This window comes from Mucilaginibacter gynuensis (genome assembly GCF_039541195.1).
GTDB classification, from domain to species: domain Bacteria; phylum Bacteroidota; class Bacteroidia; order Sphingobacteriales; family Sphingobacteriaceae; genus Mucilaginibacter; species Mucilaginibacter gynuensis.
Genome location: NZ_BAABFT010000005.1, coordinates 338,814 through 356,257, shown reverse-complemented (window position 1 = coordinate 356,257; position 17,444 = coordinate 338,814). Strand labels below are relative to the sequence as shown.

Genomic DNA, 17,444 nt, shown 5'->3' with positions numbered 1-17,444 from the left:
TGCTTGTTGTGTATTAATTCAATGTTCCGATCATGTACGAGCTGTTATCGTCAATTTTGTAAAACGCGCCGAATGCACCCTTGGCACCTTTTGAACCCGGTACCAGGTTTGGCGCCCAGTCAAACCTGAACTCGTTATTTTTAATGTAGTTGTCAACAGCGGTCATACTGGCTTTTATAAAGTCCATATTGCCGTAGGTAACACCTGTTGGCTGCGGGTTTAACGGTACCAGTTTAACACGACCGATATCGGTAGGGTCAAAATTCATCTGGTAATCGGTATCGGCATAATAGGTAGTAGTACCACGGATGAAGTAATAGCGCAGCGTCATCTTGTTACTGGCCGTGAAGAACATGTCATAACTGTCGAGCGTAAAACCCTGTCCATTCAACGCGGTTTTAGCTGTATTCCATAACCCTAAAAACTCAGCCGATTGCGGCGTTTCTGTGGTAGGGCTTGCACTAAATGAGCTGTAAGTGTTATTTGGCCCTATGGAGTTAGTTAAAATAACCGGGGCTGTTTTATCAACAGCATCAGCAACGGCTTGTTGCAGAGCGTAGAAGTCTATATTCCAGGCGGTTTTAAAATACTCAACTACCAGTTGCTCTTTTTTACGCAGTTTGGTACGCGGGTCAATCGGCAAAGCGTTTACAATATTATTGTACTCGTAGCTGCCCATCATCAGCATGTTTGATACCATTTCGGCAAAATCCTCAATAGGGTTGCTGCGCGAGTATTGGGTAATAAAGCCCAGTGAACGCGCCTCATCCAAGGATGGAATGTTCCAGTTAGCGGTATAGTCTGATTTTGTTACCAGTATAAAAGCCTGATCGAACGCTATTTTTTGATTTAAAATGTGCGTAAACTCATGCTGTATAACCTGAATCATTTGCTTTACATTCTGCGTGTTGGTTTTGTTGAAGTTATTGATCACGTAAAGCACAATTTTACGGCCGCCTTCAGCAGTACCTAAAGTAATGGTACCGTCGCCGTTAAACTGCGGACTGCCCACCAGTACAAACTGTTTCGGGGTGTTGATCTTCATAAAATCGGCACCGCCTACTACTTCGTAAGGCTTTATCCATACATCAGTCACCGTTTGCATGGCAGGTATTACCTTGCTTTCTTCGGGCGGGGTCATGTCTTTTGAAAGGTTAAGTTCAAAAGCATCCCAGCGGTATTTTACCTCGATGTTGTAGGGGGTAACAAAATTGTCGTCAATCCACCTGTCCAGATCGGTTTTGGCAGTCTGGTTCCTGTCAATGGCATCGAGGTTGGCATTTAAGGTGCCTTCTTTTTTACACGCGCTTGTTGCCGCTAAAAGCAGTACAATAAGCAGGTTTATAAAATATCTCTTTTTCATTTGTTAATGTTTAGGTTCAATTATCTTGGATTTAATGGCACGCCCGATAATGCTACCTCTGATGGCAACTGGAATAATCTTCGCGGATCATCTGCCGGTAAGGTAACGTAGGTGTCGGTGTTGTTAACTGCTTTAATGTTATGCACAACAGGTATCTTCAACCTAATGAGGTCGAACCATCTTAAACCTTCCTGTATAAACTCCGATTTTTTAAAGTCGAGCGCTGTTTGTATCAATCCGGCTTCCGGGTCATCGGTTCCGTAAAAATCTGCCACTTTTGCAAGGGTGATGCTTTGCGATGCAGCGTCGTAATTTCTGATCCGGGTGCTGGCAAACGTATTCAGATCGGCAAGCGCTTCGGTATATTTGCCGGTACTGGCATAAGCTTCGGCTCTGTTTAGTAACAATTCATCAGCCGTAAATTGCGGCATAATGGTGTAGGGGATGCCTATGTTTGCATTAGGGCTTGAGCGGATAAACAACTCTTTAAACTTAAGATAGCTGTAGTTTGGCACACCATAATTGTACATTTTACGGCCGCTAAAAGTAGTACCGGTTACGTTAGGCTGCGATTGCTCGGTGTTTAAATATAAACCCATCGCGTAGCGAAAGAAAGAATAGTTACGTGCCCAGCCCGATGGTGCTTCTGTTAACAGCAGGTTTGAATTTTCGGCTGCCTGGGTAAACATAATTTCCATTTCGTTTGCCGATGCATCATAATACTTGGTGCTCCATGGCCTGATGTTGGCCGCGAAGCTGTTACCAGGGAACGCGGAAGTAGCATATTGAATCACTTTATCATACTGTTGTTTAAACAGGTAGAAACGTGCCGCGAAAGCGTAAGCAGCTGCCTGGTTAAAATGGTACTTAGGTACACGGTAAACGCTGTTTTTAATAAGCGGCAGACCTTCAAGCAGGTCTTTCTCTATTTTTTCGTAGGTAGATGCCACTGTACCACGGTCGTATTGTTGAAATACAACTTTTTCGGGCGTAGTAACATACGGTATCCCCGGCGAATCGTTAGCACCATTAGGCTCATATACCTTGGCATACAGTAAGGCCAGCATAAAGTGCGCGTAAGCACGGGCTACCAAAGCTTCGCCTTTGTAAGGTAAGTATGGGGTTTGATCGGGTGCTTTAGCAATGGCATCAAGGGCTGCATTAGCGGCGGCTATGGCCGCGTAACTGGCATTCCAAAAAAAGGTTGGCGTACCGGTATCGCGGCTGTCCACATCCTGCCACTGGTATGGGTTTTGGTTGGTAGGGTTAAGGTTACCTACGTTTACGCCCTTGTCTTCCGCATTATCTGATGCAGCCTCGGTAAAAGTGGCGTAATCTGCCTGGGTGTAAGCTGTAGCTAAAATTTCGCTCACCTTTTCAACTGTATTCAGTTGGGTTCGCTGATCGGGCACCTGTTCCAGGAACTTCTTACACGATGAAGAAGAAAGTACAAGGAGGGCCGATGTGAATATGATAGTGTATTTTTTTGTCATGACGTGGAGAAATTAAAATCCGACCTTAAGTGAAAGTGTGAATTGACGCGGGATTGGCAAAGCGACACCACCCGATCCGAAAAATTCAGGATCTTGTCCGTTCAATGCTTTATCCGAGTAGATCAGCCAAACGTTGTTGGCAACCATGGTAAGGGAAGCGTTTTTGAAACCGAATTTCTTAACGAAATCCTGCGACAGAAAATACCCGAACGATACTTGTTTCAACCGCACAAAACCACCATCGGCAACACGGGCTGATGAGTAATTGTAGTTGTTATACGGATAGCCGTCTAACTGGCCAACTTCACGTGCACTTAAAATAGAAGGTACATTGGTCCTGGTTTCATCGCCCGGCATTACCCACCTGTTTAAAAAGGTTGATGATACGGCATCCATATCGCTGTAGCTTGATTTAAATACAGGGTTTAACCTAACCTTGTTACCCGCACTGTAAGTAATTAATGCCGATAAGGTGAAGTTTTTAAATTTAACCGAGTTGAAGTAACCGCCATTGATGGTAGGGTCAACAGGGCCTTCGTATTTCAGGTATTTGGTTACATCGCTTTGCAGGTATACGTTGGTGCTTCTTTCGCCATTTTCGTTGGTAAAGTAAGGCACGCCTGTGTTATGGTCTAAACCTACAAAATCAATGGAGAACAAACCGCGTTGCGGATAGCCTTCCTGCGCGCCGCCATCGGGATTTACCAGGTTGAATATCAGCGGCTGATTTTTCAGGTTGGTAATTTTGCTGGTATTGTGGGCAAAGGTAAGTTGGGTGGTCCAGGTCCAGTCTTTCTTTTTAATGATAGAAGCGCCAAGAGTAACCTCAATACCTTTCGAGCGCATATCGGCATAGTTGGCTACTTTGGTTTCTTCGCCGCCTATACCCGAGGTTCTGATCAAACCTATCAGGTCAAATCCGCGCCTGTCGTAAACATCTACCGTTAAGGTGATCCTGTTGTTCAGGAATGCCAGATCGGCGCCAATGTTCAGCTCTTTTTGTTTTTCAAACGTTAGTTCTGAGTTCTCTAAACCGGCTATATATAGTACGGTTTCTTTTTCGGTAGCGTAAGGCCTGTTAGTGTTACGTGCCTGTAAAAACAAGCTGGAGTTGGTTGCAGGGCCCATGCTGGCTGTTAAGCCGTAGGTTGCACGTAACGTAGCACGACTTAATATTTTGCTGATGGCGTTATTCTGCATAAACTCTTCGGTATCGATATTCCACGCGCCCGATACGTTCCAGGTAGGTAACCACCTGGCCGTACGCGATTCACCTAACAAGTTTGAGCCATCATAACGACCGGTTGCATTAAAACTATACTTGCCTTTGTAGGAGTAGGCCGCGCGCATCTGGTAGTTAAGGTAGCGTTCGTAGCTATAGTTCATGCTGTAATAGTTGAAGTTTGATTCAACGTTTTGCTTAACTATGTTAGGATCAATAAATGGCACGCCACCCTGATCGTATTGATAACCATAACCATCAAATGTTTTGTGCTGGCGGTTAATGTAACGCAACTCCTGCGCCGCGTAAATGTTTACAAGGTGATCCTGGTTAATGGTTTTGTTCCACTCCAACGCGTTACGGAAGTAATAGTTGGTAATATTGTCATCAACCGTATTATAAAAACCACCATAAGGCAATACCGATACCGGCAGCGCGTTCGGGTCATCCGGGTTGCGGTACAGGAACCTGTTTGAATTGATGATGGTAGAATTTTGCTCGGCAATACCTGCCCTGTAGGCCATGGCCTGATTTGAGTTTTCAGTTACCTTATGTTCCTGGTTGGTTTTGGCAAAGCGGTAAGCGCCATCAAATGAATATTGCAAAGCTGGTGTTATTTTATATTTCACACCGGCCTGGCCTTTAAAATCAATCTGGGTTAAGCCCAAAGTGTTGTTTTGCAACTCATGAATGATGTTGAAAGGAGCGTAATCCCTGTTAAAGTATTCGAGATTGCCGTTGGCATCATAGGGGGTAAGTACACGGCTGGTATTGATGGCGTAGCTGAAGGGGTTAATGTCGAAATCCCTGTCGTACTGGCCAAAAACCGGGTTGCTGATACGGCCCAAAGTACCCGGGGCTACTTGGTCACGAACCGATCCCTGGGTTAACAACTCGAAAGATAGTTTATCGCTTATCTTGAATGTTCCCCTTAAGTTACCGGTAAAGCGTTTTACGTTATCGCCTATGGTCCAGCCGTTATCCTGCAAAAAGCTGGTTGAGGCATAGTACTGCGATTTTTCGGTACCTGATGATACGCTTAGCGAGTGCTCCATCATCAGCGAGTTTTTGAACAATACGTCAAACCAATCGGTGTTTGCATTGGCATAGCGTTGCAGGTAAGCTTTTTGGCTTGGTACGTTGTTGGTTAACGCGTAAGTTTGAGTGGCAGGGTCAAACTTGTACATTTCGTTATACATTTTGGTAAACACGCCGCCGCTTGGATTATTAGCGGTTGACGAGTGGTTTAACCAGCCCTTGTTCTGCATTTCGAGGTACACGTTCATCTGATCGGCCGAGTTTAAAATATCGTAATTGCTGTACGATGGTTTTAAATAGCTGGAGAAGTTACCCGTATACGATACGATAGGCGCGCCCGATGTGTTTTTACCCTTTTTTGTGGTTACTACTACTACACCGTTCATGGCGCGTGCACCATATTGGGCTGTTGCAGCAGCATCTTTCAGGATAACGAAGCTCTCAATGTCATCAGGGTTTAAACCCGCTACCGATGAACCAACCAATGTGTTGGGGTCACCGGTTGATAGCTGCTCGTTTGATATGTTTACCACATCTTCAAGTATCACACCATCAACAACCCATAGCGGTTTGTTATCACCATTGATAGAGGTAGCGCCACGTACACGTATTTTAGGCGCGGCACCAAACGTACCCGATACGTTTTGTACCGATACACCCGCTACGCGGCCTTCCAGCATACGGCTTACGTCAGTAATACCGTCGCGCTTTACATCTGATGCCTTTAAGGTGGTAGCGGCACCGGTAAATAATTTACGATCGAGGTTTTGATAGCCTGTAGCTACTACGCTCACTTCGTTCAGCGCGGTGCTTTCCGCTTCGAGGGTAATGTTGATGGTAGTATTGGCAGGCGATACGGTGATCTCCTGGGATTTATAACCCATCATGCTGAAAACCAATACCGCGTTTTGATTAACCCTGATGGTGAAGTCGCCTTTTGCATCGGTTGATACACCATTTTTTGTACCCTTTTCAAATACGTTTACACCCGGCAAAGCCTCAACGCTATTGTTTTCCTTTGATGTTACATGGCCCTTCACGGTAATGTATTCATCGGCTTTTTTAACAGCGGCTGTTTTTTTCAGGATGATGTTGTTGCCTACAATGGTATAGCTGATGCCGGCCTTGGCAGGCAGTTCTTCCAAAGCATCTTTTAACGATGATGGTTTGGTGTTGGCGGCAACAACCTGGCCTTTGTTAATTTCGGCAGCATCATAAATAAAGTTTACGTGGTAGGCATCTTCCAGTTTCTTAAGGTAGGGTTCCAGCTTTACATTGCCGGGGGTTAAGCTTTGTGCAACCAAGTCGGCTCTTGCATTTATTGCAAGGCACATACCGGTCAAAAAAACTTTGCAGAACGTTAAAGTTCGCTTTTTGTAGAAATTTTTGATCATACGTGTCAGTTAGTTAAAGAAAAGATGAGGGGTTTATGGGTTTGTTTTTGTTATTTTCTTCGGATGATGAGCCTGTCTGCCTTGTGCGATATTTTGATAGGGTAGGTTTGTTCAAGCACGGCAATTACTTCATCAATATTGTTATTAATAAAGCTGGCGTTCAGTTTACCCAGGCGGGAGAGGTTGCTGTCCAGGTCAATATTGATCTTGTAGTGTTGTTCCAGTTTCTTCACCACATCTGCCATCGGCTCATCAACAAAATGCAGCTGACCCGTTAGCCAGGCATCACTGTTTTGATTTATGCTGGCATAGGTAGTTAGCTTATTGGTACGCAGGTTATAGTTGGCGGCAGTGCCCGCGGTAAGTATGCCTTTGGTTTCCCGGTTGGCAATAAACATTACGCGGCCGGTTTTTACATCGATATTGATGTGATAGGTTGTTTTGTTGATATTGAACGAGGTGCCCAGTACACGCACAGCCGTATTATCCATGTGGATAAAGAAAGGCTTTGAGGCATCTTTAGCTATTTTAAAAAACGCATTGCCCGCTACGAAATAGATTGGCCTTGTATTGCCGCTGAATTTTTCGGGGTACCTCACGGTAGAATGTGCATCAAGATAAACTTTTGAGCCATCTGCCAGTAAAACAGAATCCTTTGCTACCGATGTGGTCTTGGTGATGTACACCGGTTTTTGCGGCTGCATATAATTATACACCAAAACAGCGATAGCCAGCATGGCTGCCACACCCGCGGTCCATTTAAGTGCCCTGAAGCGGGAGCGTAACGGAATAACTTCAGCTTCCGCCGGGTTATATCCGATTTTGGCTGAAAGTTTATCTACAGCTATGGCTACATTAACCTGCTCAAGCGGCGCGCTTTCAGCAGCCCGCTGCCATATTTTATAAATGTCCTGGTAGTATCTTTCGTTCTCTGAGTTTAATAAACGCCATTCGTTAATGGTGTTTTCGAGCTCTTTGTCTTCAGGATTATTTAGAAATAGAATTATTTGTTGTAGGTAGAGGTCTTTTTCGGCCATCTGTTTTCGTTTATTTGTGCATTAGACAAACGAAAATGGTATTTACCCCTAATAGATTTTAAAGTTTTTTTAAAAAATTAAAACTTTTTTTGACAATAGAGTATTTTAAATGATTAAACCATTTACTTGGGTTGTTTTGTAGGTTTATAATATGGCCTAATTTAGGCCGAAAGCTAAAATTATGGCTTTGTGTTTTAATAAATCTATCCCGAGTTCGTTTTTTATGGCGTAAAGTCGCTTTCTGAGGGTTTTTAACGCGTTAGAAATGTGGTTTTCCACTGTTCTTTCGCTAATATTTAACATTTCAGCTATCTCCCGGTACTTTAGCCCTTCAAAGCGGTTCATTTTAAAAACCCGTTTACATTGTTCGGGTAGCAGTTCTATTTCTTTGTAAAGTATAACTTTTAATTCGGTTTCGTGCAGTTTGGCGTAAGCATCCTGTTCGGTAATTTCCTGGCCTATCTGGTCGTGGTGGCGTTGTATATTCTTTTCGCGCTTGAGGTAATTGAGCGAGTTATTAATAACAATTTTGCCAAAGTACGATTTGATAGCCTGCGGGTTATCCATATTAAAAGGCGCTTCCCAAAACTTTATAAACACATCCTGTACTATGTCCTCGGCCACATCGGTATCTTTAACATACTGAAATGCCAGCAGGGTATAAGTTTGAAAATGCCGGGCGTAAAACTCAGTGAACGCTTTCTTTTCAATTGGTGCCGTGTTAAATATATCGAAGTCGGTAGACTGCATTATTAAAAATGGGGTACTTTTTAATTAGGTCGCGACAATATAGTGTGTTATTTTCAAACAAACTATTTTCTTAAAATTAACATTCAGACTTTATAAAATAATATAAGGAATTTAATGTGCCGAAAAGTAACTGATGGTTATTTATTAGTTAAGCAGGTTAGCATAAAGAACAGCACTTGGTTGATGCCATAATAGACAAGATCAAGATTGCCATCTTCTTTATGCGTAACATTATGTCTTTAGATAACCTCATCGGTATTTTGATTTATATTATTCCATGGTGAGTTTATAGCGACTATCTGTTCAAACAGGCCTATTCGTTTTGCAACGTCGACAGTGTTTTTCAACGAAATATTGTCATCAAAAAGGAGAATGACGTGTTTCGCACGGTTTTTGCTATGCGAGACGGAACAATTACAGGCATGGCTCAAAATAAACATTTGTTGATTATTGAAGACGATACTGATATGATGGAGATCATGACAGCGATATTGGAAAAGGACGGATACAGTGTTAGCGGCATTGCGGGAGCGGATGATATTGTCCGTACCGTATTGGAACAGCAACCCGACCTGGTGATCACTGATTATATCCTTGAAGTGATCAATGGTGGTGAGTATTGCAGCCAGTTGAAGAGCAACCCGCTGACCCGGCAAATTCCGGTGATGATCGTCTCGGGTTATCCGAATGTGCTGACCTCTTTAGGGAATTATGGTGCAGACGAGGTGATCTATAAACCATTTGATAATGCCGATCTATCTGCCAGGGTGGCCGCTTTGCTGGCATAAAGGCAACATGACCGGGCTTAAATTACATGCAGTTTTACCTGTATGTTTTCGTGGGCCTCAGCTCATCCGTCTGTTTTAAATATAACGGATCATAGTTGTACATTGCCATCATAAATCCCGAATAAATTCGTGTAATGATATTCAGTTTTTCAGCAACAGCCGATTTTGATTTTCTTACGCAGTTCGCACGCCATGTAGGTGTGCCTGTAGATAATGATACAATGCTGATACCCGAAGCCTTGGGGCAGGGGTACATCCGCAGGCTGGCCTTTGGCGCAGACTTTAAGATTACGCTGCATCATTATACGCTTAAAGAAGATCTTATCATTAAACGCAATTGTTTCGAAGGTGGCAATGACCTGATCACCATCTTTTTTTACAGCAATGAACAATCGTTGGAAATCGCATTTGACAACAACCCCAATGTGTTGTTTTCGCAACGGGATGACTCGGCCGTTCAGGTAACCTCTAACGACCTTAGCTCAACTATCCGTTTTCCTGCAAAGCACAAAATTAGTTACGCGGTGATCGGGGTGATGGTACCCCGGTTAAAATCGATGTTAACCCTACGCAAGCCCAATACCATACTGCAAACCATTACCAGCAGCGGTAATTCTTTTCTGTTTTTTGAAAGCATGACGGCAGAAACAAAGCTGCTGCTTAAAAACATGGCAAGCCTGAATATGGACGATAGCTTAAGCCATTTTTATATGCAGATCAAAGTGCAGGAGTTGCTTTATGTGCTTTTTCACCAGCTCTCTAAACGTGAAAGCACCACGCATCAAAATATCAATAGTGCCGATGCGGAAAGATTGCTGCATATCCGTAACGAGATCATCGGCGACCTTAGCGTGCCCCCTGTGTTGGGTGAACTGGCACACATCGCAGCCATGAGCGAAACCAAACTAAAGCAGCTTTTTAAGCAAACCTTTGGCAGTAGCATCTATAACTATTTTCAGCAGGCGAGGATGGAGGAAGCGGCATTTCTTTTAAAGCAGGGCAGGCGTTCTGTGGCCGAGGTAGGCTACGAGCTGGGTTTTACCAATCTCAGCCACTTTAGCAGGCTCTTTGAAAAGCATTATGGCCTAAAACCGAAACGCTTTTCTTCCTCGTCTTAGTTGTATAACTACAATCTTTATTTATGGCCTGTCGTATAGGACTATTTTTGTGCCTTTTTGCGCTATTATAGCACCCGCTATACCCGCAACTTTGCTATGTACAAATAAGATACACAGCAATGAAAAAACTACTTACGCCATATGCCAAAGGCAAGCTACAATTAAAGAACCATGTAGTAATGGCACCCATGACCCGTAGCAGGGCATTGAATAATATCCCCAATAACCTGATGGCCGCTTATTACAAGCAGCGTTCCGGCGCCGGCCTGATCGTTACCGAAGGCACGTCGCCAAGCCCCGAGGGTTTAGGTTATCCGCGTATTCCCGGTATTTTTTCTGATGAGCAGGTGGAAGGCTGGAAAGCGGTGACGCAGGCGGTGCACGAAGGCGGATCAAAGATCTTTTTGCAACTGATGCATACCGGCAGGGTAGCTCATGTGGCCAATTTACCGGAAGGTTATCAACCCGTAGGTTTATCTGATATTAAAGCAGCCGGAGAAATATTTACAGATAGTGCAGGGCTGCAAGAACATTCGGTGCCTATAACACTGGATGCGCAGGGGATACAACGTGTGATAAAAGATTTTGTTAAAGCCGCGGAAAATGCCGTTAAAGCAGGTTTCGACGGCGTGGAGTTGCATGGCGCCAACGGTTACCTGCTCGAACAATCCTTAAATCCTCATATCAATAACCGGTCTGATAATTATGGCGGTAACATTGAAAACCGCAGCCGGTTAACATTGGAGATAGCGGAAAAAATTGCCGGTGCCGTAGGTGCGGATAAAGTAGGGTTGCGTATTTCGCCATTTTCTACATTGAGCGACATGCCCGCTTATGACGAAGCGGAGGTGCATCAAACTTATATTCACCTTGCCGGCGAATTGAACCGCTTAGATATCGCTTATCTGCACATTTCCAACAGTCCGGCTATTCCGGAGAAAACACACGAAGGAATACGTTACGCCTTCTCGAATACCCTGATCTATTGTAACGGATTGACCGCAGAAACGGCAGAAGCGAAGTTGCAGGAAGGGCACGCGGATCTGGTAGCTTTTGGCAGGAGCTTTTTGGCTAACCCGGATTTTATCGAACGGCTGGAAAAAAACGAAGCACTTAATGAAGTCGATTACATGACCTTGTATACCCCAGGTGAACATGGCTACACCGATTACCCTGTACTGGATTAATCATTTAGCATAAAATAGATAACAAATTGAAGCCGTCAGTGTAAGGCGGTTTCATCATCACTTAAAAAACACCAAAAAATGAAAATTACAACAACCGGCTCATTAGGTAATGTAGCCAAACCCTTAGTAAAAAAACTGGTTGCCGCAGGGCACCAGGTAACCGTTATTACTACCAAAGCCGATCGCATGGCCGAAATTGAAACTTTAGGAGCTAAACCCGCTGTTGGTTCAATGAGCGATGTTAATTTCTTAACCGAAGCGTTTAAAAACGCGGATGCGGTTTACACCATGATGCCACCATCTATGGGTGCGACTAACCTGATCCAAAACATAGCAGATGCCGGGCATGCTTATGCAGAGGCTATCCGTACCGCAGGCGTGCCCCGTGTGGTGTTGCTTAGCAGCGTAGGTGCCGATGCCGAAAAAGGAACCGGACCGGTACAGGGTACGCACCGTGTAGAGCAGATCTTTCGTGAGCTGAACGATGTAAATGTCACCGTTTTACGGTCAGGGTTTTTCTATGTCAACTTTTTCAGGGATATTCCGCTGATAAAAAACATTAACCTGTTTGGCAGTAATTATAGCGGTGATGAGCGTTTGGCGCTAACTCATCACGAAGACCTTTCGACAGCCATTGCTAACGAATTGCAAGTTGAGGGCAACGGTTTCGAGATAAAATACGTGGTTAGCGATATCTCGACCGGAAATGATATCGCAGCCTTGTTTGGTCCGCTTATCGGCAAGCCTGAACTAAGCTGGACAAACATTCCCGATGAGCAACTGAAACAAGGCATGCTGTCGGCAGGGTTGCCCCCGGAATTAGCAGGCCTGATCACTGAACTTGGGCAAGGCGTAAAAGCAGGTTTGATCACACGTGATTTTTTCTCTTCCGGCGCGCAGGTGACAGGCCAGGTGAAGCTTGCGCAATTCGCGGAAGAATTTAAAGCACGATACGAGCAGGCCTAAAGAATGTAATCGGGACCGCAATGCTATATGCGGTTCCGATTATCTATTTATTATTAAAAAGCCTCACCGTCTTCACATAACGTTTTTGATAGTAGGCATTTAAAGGTGTTTCTACCACCCCTTTGTTATGATGCCCCGAAGTGGAATGGATAAACACAGTAGAATCTGCATTATTCAGCACAACAATGCCCATGTGGCCAACGTCTTTATCTCGCTCGTCGGTACCGGTAAACAATATCAGGTCGCCGGGTAGGGCATCCCTGATATTTACTTCGTGCTTAACGTTTGTGAAATCATACGATCGCCTGGGAACTATTATACCGAAATGATTAAAAACATAAGTGATAAATCCTGAACAGTCCAGGCCTTTAGCAGGATCTGTAGATGCATATTTGTAAGGAGTGCCCTTAAGCTTTTTCGCAAACGCTACCAGTTGTAAAGGCTGCAAAGCTCCTGTAGCTACTTTGGTAAAATGACCTACACTATCGGGTATGGCTGCAGGCAGGGTATCGCGCTTTTCGGATAGGAGTATTTTCTGATCAGGATCTTTCCGCTCGTTACAACCAACGATGACAATCAATGTACAAATGAATATTGGCAGCAAGCAACGCATTGAAAAACAACAAGGTGGGCGGATTTTAGTTTGCGTTAAAACAATTAACTAATTGTAGTGCTTATTAGTTACGTATAAGAAGAATACCGGCTATTATGAAAAAAAGTATCCTGCTCTTATTGTCGGCGCTAATGTTACAACAGGCGCACGCACAGGACATGCTGTCCACTTATATAGAAAACAACACTTCCTTTACCAACGCTTACATGTATGGGCACATTAACAAGCTGGTTGCCAAAAATTATTACCTCAAAGAAAAAGACGACGTTCCGGGTAATTATCATCTTACTTACCGGCCAAATACAAAGGTAAAACAACAGGTAGTGGAAAGCCTTACAACCCGGATGAAAATTCCCGAAGCCAGGCAGGCCTTTATGCAATATGATTTTGATGCCACGTTTAATACAATTACAAAGGGTTACGATTTAAAGAACAATGATGCCGGGGATATTATGACTGCCTATCAGGTATTGAGTTGGATAGCCGCTAACCAATATGTCGGCTTGCCTGATAAGGCCGCTGTAGCGGTGGTACGTAAAAAAACTGCTGCTGCTTTAGCTGCGCTGCCTGCTGTAAACCACGATGTTGTGGCCAGGGCCAAAATGTCCGAAGAGATGAAGATCTTGATCGTTATCCTCCAGTCGAGGCGGATAGAATCACAAAAGAAGCATCAGGAACAAAATTTTGCCACACAGGTGAATGCTGAATATTTGAATCGCTATGGTCAGGATTTGCAAAAATTAAAACTGGATAGCAGAGGAATCCATCCGTAGCATAAAAGGCTTTTGTGTTATCAGGTAATCCAATGTTTTCACAAACACAGTCGGCACCGGTAACGCTCATTGCTCGTCAAAGCAGGAAGGAGCTATAGTTTTTGGAACAATAATTGAATTATGCAGGCATATTCAACCATACACCATGGCAAAAAAAACTAAAAAAGATCCCTGCTGGTCAGGTTACCACAAAGAGGGTACTAAAAAGAAGGACGGTAAGACAGTACCCAATTGTGTGAAAACGTCTGATAAAAAGGATTGATGGTGGATAGAGAACAGCTCAGGGATTGGGTTAGGCAACAACATGCGGGTCAGTTGATCAAATATACCGACAAACCATATTTTGAACACCTTGAATTTGTAGCGGAAAAAGCGGGAAATAAAGCCTTGCTCGCTTATGAAATAGGTTTGTGCCACGATCTGTTTGAAGAAACAAAGATCAGCGCGGGGCAGTTAATGATTGTGTTGTCTGGCTTCGGATATGGTGAGGCAGAAGTGGTTCATATCACCGACAGTGTTACAGAGCTTACCGACAAATTCACAAAAAAGGTGTACCCTGATCTAAAAAAAGCAGAACGAAAGCGGAAGGAGGCAGAGCGATTAGCCCACATAAGCCCCGATGCGCAGACGGTTAAATATGGCGATCTAATCTATAATATCAATTGGGTGCTTAATTATGAAAGCACCGCAAAAAAAGAAAAGTATCTCCGGAAAAAGCGAGCGCTTTTAAATACCATGACCAAGGGCGATCCCGGGCTGAGAGCTGAAGCTTTGAAACTGCTCCATCAAGATGTCATTATCAAAATAATTTAATAATAGAGATGGAAGGCAATTGATCACATTCGAAATATGTACACTTAAATGAAAAGCTGATGGGAAGAGGGGGCACTTATAATAGTATTAAGCCTAAATTTTGTTAAACATAAAAGAGCCCTGTAATTTCATGATTACAGGGCTCTTTAGTGCAGTTAGATCACCATAGTTTATTGGCGAAAAGCAGCAATTAAGCTGTTAGTACTTGATTTTAATTTAAATAGGATTTAAGCGATCCTGATCTCTTGTTATCACGCAACCTGGCTAATGCCTTATCTTTAATCTGCCTTACTCTTTCGCGTGTTAAAGAATATCTTTCACCTATTTCTTCCAAACTATGGGGTTGTCCATGTTTCAATCCGAAAAAAAGCTCTATGATATCTCTTTCTTTTTCTCCAAGCATACGCATGCTGTCGGCTAATTCGATACTTAGCGATTCTTTGATCATCTCCTTATCCGTTCCCGGTTCAGCACTTTGCAATACATCCAGAAGCGTATTATCAGCATCGCTTGAAAACGGCGTGTCATATGATAAATGCCTTCCGGAATGGGCAAGGGAATTGCTCACCTTGTCTACCGTAGTTTCCAACTCTTCTGCAAGTTCCTCAGGTGTTGGCTGCCTTTCGTATACCTGCTCAAGCTTTGAAGCCGATTTAGCTATCTTTGAAAGATCCCCAACCTGATTTAAAGGTAAACGTATCATGCGCGATTGTTCGGCAATTGCCGCCAAAATAGATTGACGGATCCACCAAACGGCATAAGAAATGAATTTAAACCCCTTTGTTTCATCAAAGCGCTTTGCTGCTTTAACCAAACCAAGGTTGCCTTCGTTAATCAGGTCACCCAGTGTTAATCCCGAACTTTGGTACTGTTTTGCTACAGATACTACGAAACGCAGGTTGGCTGTTGTTAACCTTTCTAACGCAGCCTGATCGCCCTCCCTGATCTTTTGAGTTAGAATCACTTCTTCCTGCGGACTAACCATCGGAATCTTTGCAATGTCTGACAAATATTGATTCAACGACGCTGTCTCACGATTGGTGATCGACTCACTAATTTTAAGTTGCCTCATTTATTTAAATAATTTAAAAGTGAATGTTAAAGATCCTGTGCCTTAGAATGCGTGGGAAGCGAAATTGTTCTCTCAGAGAATTCAGCGTGTTACTGATGCTTACGTAGAAAGGATGATGGGAATCTTTAATATGCAAATATACGCAGAGATAAAAATAATAGTGTTGACTGGATGTCAATAAGATGGCCAGTCAAAGATTTTTTAGCAATTCTTGGCTAATCAGCCAAGAATTGTATGCTGCTTAAATGGCCCAGGTCGGTTTCCGGTAATGAATAGTTGCCCATTTTCACTTCACCTCTTGGGCATATCAAGTCCGTTGTTCAGATATAGTTACCTGCGCTGCCTGTTTTGATTGAATGCGATCATGTACCGGTATTCGGGTTTGGGCGCAAAACGATCAGTTGGAACAGGTATCTCTTCAATTTTTTGTTTAAGTCTGGTTTTAACCAATTGGAAGGTAGCCGCTAATAAATCAGCTTCCATTACAGAAACAATGATCGGGTAATACTGCTTTTCAAGTGTTTTTTTCTCGTTCGCGGTAACCATCTTCACTTCCCAGTGTTCATCTGCCTTAAAGCCATTTTCCACAGAAGCATTACCTAACTCATAGATGTATTCTGTGGCTTTGTATTGCGCTGTTTGTTTGTTGTTATCCATAATTATCTCTCTATGAAATTGAATCGGTATGCGCTTAAATATGGCCTTTTTTAACCTTAACGGCGGTAAGCCCTTTTTGCCCCTGTTCAACTTCAAAGTTAACTTTGTCGTTCAGGTTGATCTCCTCAGTCATCGCGTTAATATGAACAAAAACACTTTCCTGCGTTTTTACATCTCTTATGAAGCCATATCCTTTTGAATCATTGAAATGATTCAGGATGCCATTTCTTACCGTTTCAACTTCTATGTCTTCCTGTTTAGGCGTACCTATCTGGATATCTTCGGCCAAAACATTTTGCCTGTTGCCCAGTTCCTGGCGTACGGATGTGATGTTGCCGTTTGCATCAACATAGGCCATCATGTCTTCTAAGCCTTTTCCTTTAACCGCTTGCGATTTGCGGTCGTTGGCTTTTTCTTGCTTATCTTTTTGTTTCTTGAGCTTTTTCTTTTCGCGCTCTTTTTTAGTAAATGTCTCTGTGGATCTACCCATATATTAGTTTAAGTGAAACATCAAACGCTAAATGTTAAGTTTGATGCGGAAATAATTTATAAAAAAAGCATCTTCCCTGTAAGGAAGATGCCCCAAATGACTATATAGTGTATTAAGCTATTTTTACATTAATTGCGTTCGGACCTTTACGGCCTTCTTCCACGTCATAACTAACTTCATTATTCTCGCGAATATTGTCAATCAGACCGGTAACATGAACAAAGATCTCGCTTCCACCATTACTTGGTGTAATAAATCCGAAACCTTTTGCTTCATTAAAAAATTTTACTGTTCCTTGTTGCATTATAATATTGTTAATAAGTTCGCAAGGTACGCATAATTATTTGATATTCTTTCTCTTTGGTAAAAAGATTTAACATTTATTTAAACGGGTGATTGTCGGCATACGGGGAATCTGTTCGGGAATAAATTCTGAGCTATTTTGAAAAGAGGTGAATGAATGGCTCCATAGATCAACACAATTTGGAATTACTTGGATATTTGTTGCCAAACCAGCCGTCATCCGGCAAAATAGATCAAATCCGTTTTTGCCCCCCTCCGGTAGTAAATATAATAACCCGATAAAGTAATAAAAAGTGAATTATTAATTATCAGGTAGTTAATGTGTTTTATTTGGCTTTACTTGCACTTTTTTAGCGTTATTTTAAAT

The 17,444-nt window shown here is 43.1% G+C and carries 16 protein-coding genes; 6 read left to right on the top strand and 10 right to left on the bottom strand.

Annotated features, from left to right (window positions below):
- Positions 1-13 precede the first annotated feature (13 nt).
- The 5 genes from ABD894_RS12370 to ABD894_RS12350 form a co-directional block, all read right to left on the bottom strand.
- Positions 14-1,363, bottom strand: a complete 1,350-nt coding sequence (locus ABD894_RS12370) for a zinc-binding metallopeptidase (RefSeq protein WP_345211350.1) — start codon at positions 1,361-1,363, stop codon at positions 14-16.
- A 20-nt stretch (positions 1,364-1,383) separates the two neighbouring features.
- The gene (locus ABD894_RS12365) at positions 1,384-2,856 is read right to left on the bottom strand and encodes a RagB/SusD family nutrient uptake outer membrane protein (protein WP_345211349.1); all 1,473 of its coding nucleotides are present in this window, start codon (positions 2,854-2,856) and stop codon (positions 1,384-1,386) included.
- A gap of 12 nt (positions 2,857-2,868) precedes the next feature.
- Complete coding sequence (locus tag ABD894_RS12360; RefSeq protein ID WP_345211348.1) at positions 2,869-6,450, bottom strand: SusC/RagA family TonB-linked outer membrane protein; 3,582 nt, start codon at positions 6,448-6,450, stop codon at positions 2,869-2,871.
- Positions 6,451-6,560: 110 nt separating this feature from the next.
- Entirely contained in the window at positions 6,561-7,547 is a 987-nt protein-coding gene (locus ABD894_RS12355; protein ID WP_345211347.1) for a FecR family protein, read from the bottom strand.
- Positions 7,548-7,703: 156 nt separating this feature from the next.
- Positions 7,704-8,297 carry an RNA polymerase sigma-70 factor gene (locus ABD894_RS12350; protein WP_345211346.1) on the bottom strand — a complete coding sequence of 198 codons (594 nt, stop codon included), beginning with the start codon at positions 8,295-8,297 and terminating at the stop codon, positions 7,704-7,706.
- A gap of 422 nt (positions 8,298-8,719) precedes the next feature.
- On the opposite strand from ABD894_RS12350, the gene ABD894_RS12345 reads away from it, so the two are divergent.
- From ABD894_RS12345 to ABD894_RS12330, 4 genes are all read left to right on the top strand, one after another.
- Entirely contained in the window at positions 8,720-9,085 is a 366-nt protein-coding gene (locus ABD894_RS12345; RefSeq protein ID WP_345211345.1) for a response regulator, read from the top strand.
- A gap of 134 nt (positions 9,086-9,219) precedes the next feature.
- Positions 9,220-10,203 carry a helix-turn-helix domain-containing protein gene (locus ABD894_RS12340; RefSeq protein WP_345211344.1) on the top strand — a complete coding sequence of 328 codons (984 nt, stop codon included), beginning with the start codon at positions 9,220-9,222 and terminating at the stop codon, positions 10,201-10,203.
- Positions 10,204-10,322: 119 nt separating this feature from the next.
- Positions 10,323-11,390 (top strand): alkene reductase, encoded by a 1,068-nt coding sequence (locus ABD894_RS12335; RefSeq protein ID WP_345211343.1) that lies wholly within the window; start codon positions 10,323-10,325, stop codon positions 11,388-11,390.
- A gap of 78 nt (positions 11,391-11,468) precedes the next feature.
- Positions 11,469-12,356: an NAD(P)H-binding protein gene (locus tag ABD894_RS12330; protein ID WP_345211342.1), complete on the top strand. Its 888-nt coding sequence runs from the start codon at positions 11,469-11,471 to the stop codon at positions 12,354-12,356.
- Positions 12,357-12,399: 43 nt separating this feature from the next.
- On the opposite strand, the gene ABD894_RS12325 is transcribed toward ABD894_RS12330, so the two are convergent.
- On the bottom strand, positions 12,400-12,936 hold the full coding sequence (locus ABD894_RS12325; RefSeq protein WP_345211341.1) for a C40 family peptidase: 537 nt from the start codon (positions 12,934-12,936) through the stop codon (positions 12,400-12,402).
- A 128-nt stretch (positions 12,937-13,064) separates the two neighbouring features.
- Between ABD894_RS12325 and ABD894_RS12320 the strand changes: the two genes are divergently transcribed.
- Together ABD894_RS12320 and ABD894_RS12315 are read left to right on the top strand one after the other, a co-directional pair.
- On the top strand, positions 13,065-13,742 hold the full coding sequence (locus ABD894_RS12320; protein WP_345211340.1) for a hypothetical protein: 678 nt from the start codon (positions 13,065-13,067) through the stop codon (positions 13,740-13,742).
- 261 nt (positions 13,743-14,003) lie between these two features.
- The gene (locus tag ABD894_RS12315) at positions 14,004-14,555 is read left to right on the top strand and encodes a hypothetical protein (protein WP_345211339.1); all 552 of its coding nucleotides are present in this window, start codon (positions 14,004-14,006) and stop codon (positions 14,553-14,555) included.
- A gap of 211 nt (positions 14,556-14,766) precedes the next feature.
- Here the strand turns inward: ABD894_RS12315 and ABD894_RS12310 are convergent, their stop codons facing one another.
- The 4 genes from ABD894_RS12310 to ABD894_RS12295 form a co-directional block, all read right to left on the bottom strand.
- A complete protein-coding gene (locus ABD894_RS12310; protein WP_345211338.1) occupies positions 14,767-15,627 on the bottom strand; it encodes a sigma-70 family RNA polymerase sigma factor in 861 nt (286 codons plus the stop codon).
- A gap of 330 nt (positions 15,628-15,957) precedes the next feature.
- On the bottom strand, positions 15,958-16,284 hold the full coding sequence (locus tag ABD894_RS12305) for a hypothetical protein (protein ID WP_345211337.1): 327 nt from the start codon (positions 16,282-16,284) through the stop codon (positions 15,958-15,960).
- Positions 16,285-16,318: 34 nt separating this feature from the next.
- On the bottom strand, positions 16,319-16,774 hold the full coding sequence (locus tag ABD894_RS12300) for a cold-shock protein (RefSeq protein ID WP_345211336.1): 456 nt from the start codon (positions 16,772-16,774) through the stop codon (positions 16,319-16,321).
- A 112-nt stretch (positions 16,775-16,886) separates the two neighbouring features.
- On the bottom strand, positions 16,887-17,078 hold the full coding sequence (locus ABD894_RS12295) for a cold-shock protein (RefSeq protein ID WP_345211335.1): 192 nt from the start codon (positions 17,076-17,078) through the stop codon (positions 16,887-16,889).
- Positions 17,079-17,444: the final 366 nt, after the last annotated feature.